Source organism: Marinilabilia sp. (assembly GCF_016278715.1).
Classification (GTDB): Bacteria; Bacteroidota; Bacteroidia; order Bacteroidales; family Marinilabiliaceae; genus Marinilabilia.
This window is the reverse complement of the sequence record NZ_JADQBH010000110.1, coordinates 1-9,381: the sequence shown is the minus strand read 5'-3', so window position 1 is coordinate 9,381 and position 9,381 is coordinate 1. Positions and strand designations below refer to the sequence as shown.

Here is a 9,381-nt window from a genome sequence, read left to right as displayed (position 1 = left end):
TAGAGCACGTCCCTTTTAAGGATGGGGTCCAGGGTTCGAATCCCTGCTGGGTCACCAGGAAAAAAAGCCACTCATTTTTTGGGTGGCTTTTTTGTTTTATAATGCCTCCTGACAGAAATCATAACAATGTTGCCCTAAACATCGTATTTTCGGTGGAAGAAACAAACACGCTATGGGCAGAAAATTAAAAAACCGCACTTCATCGAATACCGGCAAGGCAGGCAATATTCGTTTTCCATGAGTTTCCGCTCAATCTACAAAAGTCCAAAGTAATTATTGCCTGCACCCATGTTAAACCTCAACCCTTTTTAAATGTACTGCCTGCATAATTATCACAGCTCTGAAGCTTTGTCAATAATTGGTATTCCCAATTAACAACTACTGCCTAAAAACGAACGACTAAAATACTTTTTTCAAAAAGCATCTGTCATGGAAAACATTCATCACATCTCTCCACAACCGCTCACTTTTGAAATTATTTACAATATCCTGACTGAGAATAAGAAACTTCACTTATCCGACGAAGCCGCTGCTCTAATTGTTCGGTGCAAAAAGTGGCTTGATCACAAATTACAGACCGAGGAAGACCCGGTTTACGGAATCAATACCGGTTTTGGAGCACTCCACAACCGGTCAATTTCAAATGCAGACCTTAGCAAACTTCAAGAAAACCTGCTACTAAGTCATGCCTGCGGTGCGGGGCCGGAAGTGCCCCGCGATGTGGTTCGGTTAATGCTATTATTGAAAATACATGCCCTCAGTCTGGGAAAATCAGGAATTCAGCTGCAAACAGTCAATCGGTTGATCGATTTTTTCAATCAGGACATTGTGCCGGTGGTTCTGGAACTAGGCTCTTTAGGAGCATCAGGAGATCTGGCTCCGCTAGCACATCTATTTCTTCCCCTCCTGGGACATGGAGAGGTATGGGTGGAAAATGAAAAAATCCCGGCTTCGGAGATGTTGGAGAGAAACAACTGGACACCCATAAAACTGGAAGCCAAGGAGGGGCTGGCATTGCTAAACGGCACGCAATTCATGAGCGCACATGCCGTGTACACCCTTCTAAGGGCATTCAAAGTGGAACAACAGGCCGATATTGTGGCAGCACTAAGTCTGGATGCATTCAATGGTCGCATCGACCCATTTTTAGAGATTCTTCACACCGTACGACCTCATCCCGGTCAAATAGAAACAGCTGCATACATTCGTCAACTGCTTGAAGGCAGCGAACTCATCAGTCAAAAAAATAAAGAAGTACAGGACCCCTATTCGTTTCGGTGCATTCCACAAGTTCATGGTGCCGTTAAGGATGCCATCAATTATGTTGCGAAAGTAGTGGAGACAGAGATAAATTCGGTAACCGATAACCCCATCGTTTTTCCTGATGAAGAACAAATCATTTCGGGGGGTAATTTTCATGGAGAACCGCTGGCTCTGGCTCTGGACTTCCTGGGCATTGCCATTAGCGAACTGGCAAGCATATCGGAACGAAGAGTTTACCGGTTGATTTCGGGAGAACGGGGATTGCCCGTATTTTTGGTAGCCAATCCGGGTCTCAATTCCGGGTTTATGATACCCCAATATGCCGCCGCATCCATAGTCAGTCTGAACAAACAGATGGCCACACCCGCATCTGTGGACAGTATTCCGTCATCCAACGAACAGGAAGACCATGTGAGTATGGGGGGCAATGCCGCTACCAAAACATTGAAGATAGTTTATAATGTGGAGCGTGTTTTGGGCATTGAACTGTTTAATGCAGCCCAGGCACTGGATTTCAGAAGGCCAGCCAAAACTTCCGTATTCCTGGAAAATTTAATGGCGGAACTGAGAGAACAAGTGCCGTTTATTCACGAAGACAAAATAATGTATATGGAAATAGAAAAAGCGGTAGAATTTCTCAGAAACAAACCCACGGAGAGATTCAGGTCTTAGCCACTTTATCCTGCTCCAACTCATCGCAACCTTCACAAGAAGATTCCTTGCCTTTTCTGATTAGGCGAAGCATTTTTTTCTTAAACTCATGCTCAGCGCCGTAAAGCTTAATCACCTGATCAATGGTAAGAATCTTTTTAAATTTTTCATGGTATTGTTTCTCCAGCCTGGCTTTTTCAACTTCAAAATTGATGTAATTGTCAACTTCGGCTTCTTTTTCGGATGTACTCAACTCATTATCTGAAAGGTACAATTTATTAATGTTGTCCATTTTTTGGCTCCAGAGTTCATCCATTTTGGCACTCATCTCGTTGTAAACGGGCCAGAATTTTTGCGCATCATCGGAGCTCAAACCGATACGTTCAGTTAAGAATGCAACTTTTTGGGATTTCAGACGCTCAATTCTGGATTCTTTATCATCATCCTGAGCAAAAGCAGGCGTAGAAAATATTTGTCCAAAAAGAAAGATGGTTATTAATAAGTAGTTAAAATTCTTCATGACTTCGATTTTACTTCAGAAATAAAGATTATTTGAGAGATTATTAATCAAAATAAGTAACTGCAGCCAGTTCTTCCTCTGAGAAAGTTCCAAACAGTACAGAATCGGGGGCAAAGACAAAATCAGATTCCCCGGCAATTATCATTGCATTAATATCCTCTTCATCAACAATCAATGCAAGAGAATTAATGAACTCATCCTCGACCGAATTGACACTGCTAATTTCAGTATCAGCGGAGAACAACTTTGGAACCTGATAATAGAGAAGGGCAATAATGACAAACGACGCCGCCATAGCCAGCCAGGGCTTAACGACTGAAATAACGGAACCGACTTTCTCTTCAGCGGCATTCTCCGCTGTTTCGATTTCCATTTTCTTCATAAAACGCTTTTCAAAATCCTCGAAATAATTCTCAGGGACTCCAAACGGACGCTTTTTATTTCCAAATAACTCTTCACTCATAATAATTCTGTTTAACCCGGCTCAAATCATTTATTTAGAACATTTACAGGCACAAAGGTTTAAAACACTTCATTCTTAATAAATGCTTCAATTTTCCTGACGGCATGAAAATAGGAGGCTTTTAAAGCGCCAACAGAGGTGCCCAGAATTTCGGACATCTGCTCGTAAGTCATATCTTCAAAATATTTCATGTTGAAAACCAACCTTTGCTTTTCAGGAAGAGCCAAAAGACATTTTTGTAACCGTTTCTGAATTTCATCTCCCGTAAACAAGGGGTCGGTTTCAATTTTATTACCCAACATCGTTTCGATATCGGCATCTTCGTGAAGCAGACCCTCTTTTTTCTTATTGATGTAATTGAGCGTTTCGTTGGTTGCAATACGATACAGCCAGGTGTAAAGGGAGGCATCGCCCCGGAAATTACCAATATGATTCCAGGCCTTCATAAAAGTATTCTGAAGCAGGTCATCCGCATCTTCGTGAACAATTATCATTTTACGAATATGCCAGTAAAGCCGCTCCTTATACTTCTTCATCAGCAACGCCAAAGCCTCATCCTTTTTATTGGCCTTTTGCGCCAGATACAATATTTTCTTATCGTCGGGCTGCATGAGAATCTCATTAATTTGGTTGCGAAGATAACAAGAAATCAAGATACTCCCAGTTTATCAAAACCTATTAATTCCAATCCAAAAAAAATCAGCTACCTTTGCACTCTGATTTTTGAAACATCAGAAGAACACACTAAAAAACAAATATTACAATGGCATTACAATGTGGCATCGTAGGTTTACCCAACGTGGGCAAATCCACACTATTTAATTGTCTTTCAAACGCCAAGGCTCAGTCGGCCAACTTTCCGTTTTGTACCATCGAACCCAACGTAGGCGTCATTTCAGTCCCCGACGACCGGCTGGTACAACTCGAAAAACTGGTTAAACCGCAGAAGGTGGTACCCACTACTGTTGAGATTGTTGACATTGCCGGGCTTGTAAAAGGTGCCAGCAAAGGTGAGGGTTTGGGCAATAAATTCCTGGCCAACATTCGCGAAACCGATGCCATCATTCATGTATTGAGGTGTTTCGAAGACGATAACGTGACCCATGTGGATGGTTCCATCAATCCGGTTCGAGACAAGGACGTTATCGACATGGAACTTCAGCTTAAAGATTTGGAGACCATTGAAAGCCGGATTACTAAAGCCGGGAAGATTGCCAAAACGTCTAAAGACCCTGAAGCCAAAAGATTGCTCGAAGTTTTGTTGAAATACAAAACAGCCCTGGAAAGTGGCAAGTCGGCCCGTGTGGTTGAACTTACCGACCCGGAGGCAAAAGTAGCCAAAGACTTATACCTGCTTACCAATAAGCCCATCATGTACGTTTGTAACGTCGATGAGGCTTCGGTAATCTCGGGCAATAAGCATGTGGATGCGGTAAAGGAAAATGTAAAGGGAGAAGATGCTCAGGTGCTTGTTATTGCCGCGCAAACGGAAGCCGAAATTGCAGAACTGGAAACCTTCGAAGAACGTCAGATGTTTCTGGACGACCTGGGCCTAAAAGAATCAGGAGTCGCAAAATTAATACGTTCAGCTTACGAACTGCTGGAACTGAAAACTTACTTCACTGCGGGCGAGAAAGAGGTACGTGCCTGGACATTCCCCGCCGGAGCTCTGGCCCCTCAGGCAGCAGGTGTTATTCACACCGATTTCGAGAAAGGTTTTATCCGCGCCGAAGTAATTAAATACGACAATTTTGTTGCCCTGGGATCGGAGCAGGCCTGCAAAGAAGCCGGAAAAATGCATGTAGAAGGAAAAGAATATGAAGTGCAGGACGGAGATATTATGCATTTCAGGTTTAATGTATAACATCTTATAAGATAAAAATCAAGCCGGGTTGTTTAAATTAACAGCCCGGCTTTTTTATGGTATAATCTGTTACAATAGTCCGTTCAAATACTCAATTCATCATTAGATTATGGATATTAATTGAAAAAAACATATAGCTTGATTGACCATAATTAACAAAACAATATCTTTATGCTCAATCACAGATAGCTCAACTTTCACTTCCAAAACAAGACCAACATGAGAACCCTTACTCTTTTATTCGCATCAATACTATTCTTCAGCCTAAACACCAGCGCACAGATTCATCGCTTTGACTTAAATCCAGACAGGTATTTCGATAATTACATTCAAAAAAATGAATTCCCAGTTGTAAAACAAAATCCGCCTCAGAGTCCCCATAGTAATAACGGAAGAAATATGCTTAAAAGCAGTACTCCGAGCATGCAATGTGATTCAATTTATGTTTACTCATTCACTTCTGAAGTTGATTCAACATTATCATCAAAAAAGCTCTATCGTTATGACAATAAAGGGAACATTTCCTTAATTGAAAATTATACATGGAATGACACTCAAGAAAACTGGGATGGAACCATAAAAACGGAATATACATATGATGATTATGGAAATACTACTATATATTTAGGTTATTCATGGGACAGTGAACAAGAATCATGGATATATAATAATAGGCAAGAATATACTTTCCTTCCATCTTCAAATAACTGGATTCTTTATACTGTGCATGAATGGGATCAAGAGCAGGAAACATGGATAGCACAATACAGAGAAGAATCCACAATGAATGATTCCGGATATTTGGAGTTACATGAGGCTTATTCATGGGATAGTGACCAACAAACCTGGAGGGGAGAACTCAAATATGAATACATCTACGAGCCCAATATGGAAAGAGCTAGTTTCCAGATTCAATATTTATGGGATATAGACCTGGCAGATTGGAAAAAAACAAGAAAATATGAATACATCATTGACACCCAAAATAACAGAACCTCATCCCTGTCATATCGCTGGGACAGCGAAAATGAGACATGGATTCTTGGGTCCAAAATGGATTTTACCTATGATGAAAATGACAATAACATACTAGACGAAAGCTATCTTTGGAGAAGTGAACAAAACGCGTGGGAACAAAGCGGAAAAATGGAATACGCCTATGATACTTTCGGGAATACAAAACATTATGGAAATTACTCATGGGACAAATACAGGGCAGTTTGGAATTTGGATTGGAAGTTAGATTTAACGTATGATGAATATGGCAACAACACTTATACGGAAAGGAATTTATGGGACAATCAACAAAATGCACTTATTGGACATTATAAAGCGGAATGCTTTACGGATGAAAACGGCAACAAGATATACGACAGGTTCTACCTTTGGGATAACAACCTAAATACATGGTCAATAAAACAAAAAACATTTTTTTATAATAGTTCTCTTTCCGAAACGTCAACTAAAACCATATACTCCGCTTCAAAAACAACCATTTTCCCTAATCCTGCAAGCAGCATTACAAATATTAGATCAGACGAAAAGATATTGCAAATTCAACTTTTCCATGTTGAGGGAAAAATGATAAAGGAAAAAGACGTGAATAAAAAAGAAGAAAGTCTGATAGTAAGCCAACTGTCTCCAGGATTATACCTCCTCCGGATAAAAACCATCTCCGGCATGGAAACCAAACAATTACAAATTATCAGGTAAGTACCAAAACATTTTTTTCACAAACGCACTGATACGATTTCAACATTTTTTGTGCAAATTCAGTCTATTAAACACGACAAAAAGCTCAAAAACAATCCATTGGAACACAAATTAAAATATGTTAAAAAAGCACAATGATCGTTCCGTCACTTCGAAATATCTGCAATTTATTTTTCCTTTGTAAATATGAATTTCTTGAAAAAAAAGAAAATGAGAGAGACGGAGAACGATACAATAGCTAAGTTGAAACGAAAGATTTTGATTTATTCAATCATTGAGGTAGCTATTGTAATTGTGCTGATTATTTTCGGCGCATTCCTTTTTAATATTACATTCTCGTAAAGAATCAGGGCATAAAAAGACTGAATACTTTACGAGCAATATCTTTTCCCCGAAGGCGCGTTATGAGTTCCCATTTTCCTGCTTTATCTTCATAAGGTTCCCATACGGTATCACCCAGAAAGAACTCCCAGTCGTTTGAATTAACAACTACTTCGCCTGAAAATGGCGGGGCAGGTTTGCCATCTTTATCCGGAAATGGTGGATGGTCAATTACGAATTCCAGTACTTCCCCTTTTCCTCCTTTTATTTTCAGCACATAGCCAAATTCCACATCAGGAGTAACAGGGATTTCTGTAGTAATGGCCTTTAATTTCGGTAAATTGCGGGAGGTTCTATCCCACGCACTGTAGATTCCATAACTGTATAATTCTACTTTTGCCTTCTTCCTGTTTGGCATGGAGCTATCTATTTTTCCAGATAATAACGTAGTTGATCCAACAGAATCGGTATATCGGCTGGTTCAACACCATGTTTTAGCAATAAGTGCCGGTCCTCCTCAAAAGCATTCACGAACTCATTCAACGATGAATCCTGATGGCGAATAGACTTCAGATACCATTCCAGGGCCGTTTTGCGATCTCCCTGGCACCACAGAATATGCCCCATATTCATGTAATCGTGCTGAGTAGGTTTTTCAGCAATGGGTTTCTCCCCGTATTTTCTGGCCTGTTCCAGTTTTCCTTCGACCAGAGAGCACCAGGCAATAGGTCGCCAGACTTTATGATTATCAGGCGCCAGATATTCCACTTTAAAATAGTATTGCAAAGCCTCATCGAACCGTTTTAACTCAAGCAGGCAGTGGCCTACACTCACCTGAGTATGAAGATCGTCAGGTTTTTGTTGCTCTGCCATCTTGTAATATTCAAGCGCCTTTTCCGGATTTTTTAAATAGCGGTAACAAAGAGCGATTTTCTTCAAATTCCAGGCTTGCGAATCGCCATACAAATCGGCTTGCAGGTAATAATGAAGTGCCTTTTCATAATCGTCGGTTTGCTGATAACAATAAGCCAGTTTCTGAAGCACCTGTCGGTCGGACATATCCTTTTGGGCTTCCTGCTCATAAATACCCGTTGCCTCGTAGAAATAGTTCTTTCCAAACAAATACTCACCCAATTTCAGCGGTGTATTCTCTCCGGGGGTCAAGAGCGTCAGAAACCATTTTTTATGAAAAACCATCTCTAGCTCAAAAGGGTCATCAAAAGAGTGCCTTTGGGGATGAATTTTATAGAAACGGTAAAGATCCTGGATGTATTGATTAGAAATAAACAACTCCTTTTTTCCTGGATCGACCAATTCATCACTTTGTTGCACCTCCCGCATAGCCTCTATTTCAGCACCAAACATCTTTCCCATCATCTCTTTTTGCATTCCGGGCATCTGTGGAATACTCATAATCAGGCTGTATTTATCAGAATTACACATTACCCCTGAATCGGCCATTGATTCAAGTATCTGGCTATCATTCAGCGGCCCGGATTCGTTCTTCAGCGCATCTTTTACGATAGGGTTGGGATAGAAAAATGGCAAAAACCAGTGATGTATATCATTGAAAAACGGAAAATGCTTCAACATCTTAAAAGTGGACATAAACAAGTCGGCCCCCTCCATTTGAAGATGGCTCAGCTCTTCGAGCTTGTCCATAAGTTCAGGTGAGTCAGAAAAAATATCCTCCCAGTCGGGATTCTTATCTTCCGGCAGCGCATCATTGAGCAAATTATCAAGATCCAGTTTTTTACGAAGGTTAGGCTGAATACGAGCCACCTCCGGAATAATTTCCTCGTTCATTTTTTTAGTGAGTTTCTCTGTCTCACGCGTTCGGATAATCTGAATCAAAACCGATTGAATGGTTTGGGTTGAAAACAGTTCGTTGAGTCGTGAAATCTTCTCTCCCATACCGGAAGTCAACGACAGGCGGGTGTCGTATTGGTAGAGCACAAAAAGCAACCCGGTAAAGGCACGTAGCTTCACCTGCTTATTGGGATGCCCGCACAATTCAAACATCAAATCAAGATTCTCTTCCCGGAAAGTTGAAAGCAAGTTAAGGGTCAGTGCACTCACCATAACACTCTGCCAGGGCCAGAAGAATTCATCTCCAAAGAAAACCTCCCGAACTTGTTCTTGCCGGTTTTTTGAAAAATCAGGCATTGAAGCTACCAGCTCGAAGAGCCTGTCCTGCGATTTCTCCAGTTCATAGGACAGTGGAATCTCCGAATCTACGGTATAGGCTACCAAATACTGGTCGATGGCTTTCAGGTAATCCTCTACCACAGCGGTAAGCTCTTCTTCAGGCTTGCTTCTTAAATATCTGCGGGCATCAAAGAGCCATCCCTGTCCGTTTCGATTGCGCAACTCATCCAAAATACGGTCGGCAATTTTGTAAACATCCACCAGGAGATGGTTGTAAACCTCTTGTCGCTCAGGGTCGGAAAACCCCTCAACGGTATAACGCAGAAGACTTTTGTAAGTCATTTCCAGATTGTAAAGACCATCTATCAGGTCACTACTATGCGTCTCCTTTACCAAATCGCCCAACACATCAAGCGATTCCTTTACCCGCTTGGATTC

General features: G+C 41.1%; 8 protein-coding genes. 3 read left to right on the top strand and 5 right to left on the bottom strand.

Translation table 11 applies throughout. From position 1 onward, the window contains the following. The first annotated feature begins 429 nt into the window (after window positions 1-429). Window positions 430-1,935: a histidine ammonia-lyase gene (gene hutH / locus QZZ43_RS06855; RefSeq protein ID WP_291857343.1), complete on the top strand. Its 1,506-nt coding sequence runs from the start codon at window positions 430-432 to the stop codon at window positions 1,933-1,935. On the opposite strand, the gene QZZ43_RS06850 is transcribed toward hutH, so the two are convergent. Genes QZZ43_RS06850 through QZZ43_RS06840 form a run of 3 tightly spaced genes read right to left on the bottom strand, consistent with a single transcriptional unit; the run spans window position 1,925 to window position 3,550 of the window. Continuing rightward, complete coding sequence (locus tag QZZ43_RS06850; RefSeq protein ID WP_291857341.1) at window positions 1,925-2,434, bottom strand: hypothetical protein; 510 nt, start codon at window positions 2,432-2,434, stop codon at window positions 1,925-1,927. The genes hutH and QZZ43_RS06850 overlap by 11 nt on opposite strands. Before the next feature lie 43 nt (window positions 2,435-2,477). After that, the gene (locus QZZ43_RS06845) at window positions 2,478-2,897 is read right to left on the bottom strand and encodes a hypothetical protein (protein ID WP_291857339.1); all 420 of its coding nucleotides are present in this window, start codon (window positions 2,895-2,897) and stop codon (window positions 2,478-2,480) included. Window positions 2,898-2,956: 59 nt separating this feature from the next. Continuing rightward, window positions 2,957-3,550, bottom strand: a complete 594-nt coding sequence (locus QZZ43_RS06840) for an RNA polymerase sigma factor (protein WP_291857338.1) — start codon at window positions 3,548-3,550, stop codon at window positions 2,957-2,959. 110 nt (window positions 3,551-3,660) lie between these two features. Here QZZ43_RS06840 and ychF point away from each other — a divergent pair, with 110 nt between their 5' ends. Continuing rightward, a complete protein-coding gene (gene ychF, locus QZZ43_RS06835; protein WP_291857336.1) occupies window positions 3,661-4,761 on the top strand; it encodes a redox-regulated ATPase YchF in 1,101 nt (366 codons plus the stop codon). A gap of 219 nt (window positions 4,762-4,980) precedes the next feature. Next, window positions 4,981-6,474, top strand: a complete 1,494-nt coding sequence (locus tag QZZ43_RS06830) for a T9SS type A sorting domain-containing protein (RefSeq protein ID WP_291857333.1) — start codon at window positions 4,981-4,983, stop codon at window positions 6,472-6,474. 346 nt (window positions 6,475-6,820) lie between these two features. Here QZZ43_RS06830 and QZZ43_RS06825 read toward each other — a convergent pair whose 3' ends face one another. Then, entirely contained in the window at window positions 6,821-7,213 is a 393-nt protein-coding gene (locus QZZ43_RS06825; RefSeq protein ID WP_291857332.1) for a DUF3859 domain-containing protein, read from the bottom strand. An 8-nt stretch (window positions 7,214-7,221) separates the two neighbouring features. Then, the coding region (locus QZZ43_RS06820) for a lipopolysaccharide assembly protein LapB (protein WP_291857330.1) at window positions 7,222-9,381 on the bottom strand (2,160 nt) is incomplete at its 5' end.